Origin of the sequence: Saccharibacter floricola DSM 15669 (assembly GCF_000378165.1) — a bacterium.
Classification (GTDB): Bacteria; Pseudomonadota; Alphaproteobacteria; order Acetobacterales; family Acetobacteraceae; genus Saccharibacter; species Saccharibacter floricola.
Window position 1 is genome coordinate 5,503 of record NZ_KB899352.1, and the last position, 2,321, is coordinate 7,823.

1 protein-coding gene is annotated in these 2,321 nt (G+C 52.0%); it reads left to right on the forward strand.

Going from position 1 to position 2,321, the window contains the following annotated elements; genetic code table 11:
- On the forward strand, positions 1-2,202 hold a 2,202-nt coding region (locus F457_RS14255), incomplete at its 5' end, for an autotransporter family protein (RefSeq protein ID WP_018981274.1).
- Between the last annotated feature and the right edge of the window lie 119 nt (positions 2,203-2,321).

Consider the following 2,321-nt stretch of genomic DNA (forward strand, 5'->3'; position numbering starts at 1 on the left):
CAGAATAGTGTTGTGGCGGGCGATGTTACGCAGAATAACGGCTCTCTTAAGCTTGACGGTAGTGCAATCAACGGAACGTTGGCGCTTAATGGTGGTGCGACAGAGTTTAAAAATGCAGGGAGTTCTGTACAATCATTGACTGGTCAGCAGGGCGCTCAACTTAATACAGCTTTGACACTGACACATGCTGCAGGTCGTTATGACGGTGCCTTGTCGGGTTCTGGTCGTTTGACGGTTCAAAATGGCAAAGAGATCCTGACGGGTAACAACACGTATAGTGGCCCTACGACTATTGAGAAGGGAGCGAACCTCCAGCTCGGTAACGGAGGCAATACAGGTTCTATTGGGAATGCATCTTCCATTACAAACAACGGTACACTCGCTGTTGATCGTAATGATACGTTGGTGATGGGACAAAGCCTTACGGGTGATGGACGCTTTGAACAGAACGGTTTAGGGACGACCGTTTTAGGCAATGCAACCAACTACAACGGCACAATAGCCGTGAATGCGGGACATTTGGAAGTCAATGGACAGCAAGATCATGTGGTTGGACAAACCACTGTCGCTTCCGGTGCAGCATTAGCTGGAACGGGAACGCTTGGTGGTTCTGTCAATGTTGCGTCGCAGGGGGTGTTAAACCCCGGCACGAATAGCGACCCAACCGGACGTTTGACGGTCAAGGGCGACTTGACGATGAATCAAGGTTCTGTCTTGCAGACGAGCGCTATTGCTCAGAATAGTGGCCAAACGATCAAGAATGATGCTGGCGTTTCCTATAATGTGCAACAAAGCAGCAGCGTTAATGTGCAGGGAAACACTAACTTTGATCACACGTCTTTCCAATTGCATGTGACGGGAGATAAGCACATGCAATATGGTCAGGCTTACGTGCTGGCCTCGTCTAATGGGCCCATTAACTTTTCTGGTAATATGGATCAGGCTGGTCGAGAGACAGCAGAAGCGGCGGGGATTGTAGATACGTCGTCCTTTGCAAGTCCCGTTTTGAGAACGATGGGTGACCCTGTACTGGCCTTGGTCTTGGAGCGTAATAACGTTTCGTTTGCCACCGCGGGAACAACAAAAAATACGCGCACGGCTGGTCTTGGTTTGGATTCTCTTCCAACGTCGAACGCTCTGTCCCAAACTTTTACGGCGATGTCGTCCAAAGAAGCAGGCCGGTATCTGCATACAGTGTCGGGCGAGGTTCATGCGTCTGTTCGGACGGCGCTCATTCAAGACAGCTTCTATGTTCGTCAGGCGGCGTTAGACCGTTTGGACAGTGCCGATTGTGATGGCTCTGCCAGCAACGGGATCAGCACGGCAAGCCTCAAGACCGGGCGTAAGACGAGTGCTTGCTTGGCGAATGAGCCTGTTCTGTGGGGCCGTGCTCTGGGAAGCCTAGGGCATAATTCTGGCGATGGTAATGCCGCGTCGATGCATCATTCCACGGCAGGGTTTGTCATCGGGTTGGATGCACCTGTGTTTAACCAATGGCGTGTGGGTGGCCTCGTCAGCTACAGCCACAGCATGTTCAATATTGGGAGCGGGCTGAGTTCCTCTGGTCGGAGTGATAATATCTCGATCGGTGGGTATGCTGGGCGTCATTGGGGTAACCTGCACTTACGCCTTGGTGCATCCTATACATGGAACATCATGGGCATGAACCGTTCTGTTGTTGCGGGGAATTATAGTGATCGCCTCAGCAGCGGGTATATGGGCGGAACAGCTCAGGGCTTTGGTGAGTTGGCGTATAAGTTCCATACAAAACATGCTGTGTTCGAGCCTTTCGCCAATGTTGCTTACGTGAACCAACATACAGATGGTTATCGTGAACATGGTGGCGCGGCCGCCCTTGCTGGGAAGTCGATGAACACGGGTGTGACGTTTGCGACCTTTGGGGCACGTGCTTCAACGAGCTTTATGCTGGGCCGTACGCTTCTGACCACGCATGGGTCTTTGGCTTATCGTCATACCTTTGGGTTGACCAGCTCCAGTGTTCGCCAAGGCTTTGCCTCAACGCATCGTCGCAATACGATGGATGTGGGTGGTGTGCCATTGTCACTGGACGCTGCGGTTGTGAACTTCGGTGTTGGTGCGAAGCTGACTGACCGTATCAATGTTGATCTGTCCTATATTGGTCAATATGGGAACCACTCTGTTGATAGTGGGGCGCAAGCGAGTGTTTCTGCGGCCTTCTAAGGCCGCAGCATCGCTGGTTTAAGCGTTGTTTGGTTGAAGAGACGCTTGAGAGCATGTCAGAGTGAGTGGAGAACAGTCTCGCGATCTTACTCTCCTAATGGGGAGTGGGGTCGTGGAGA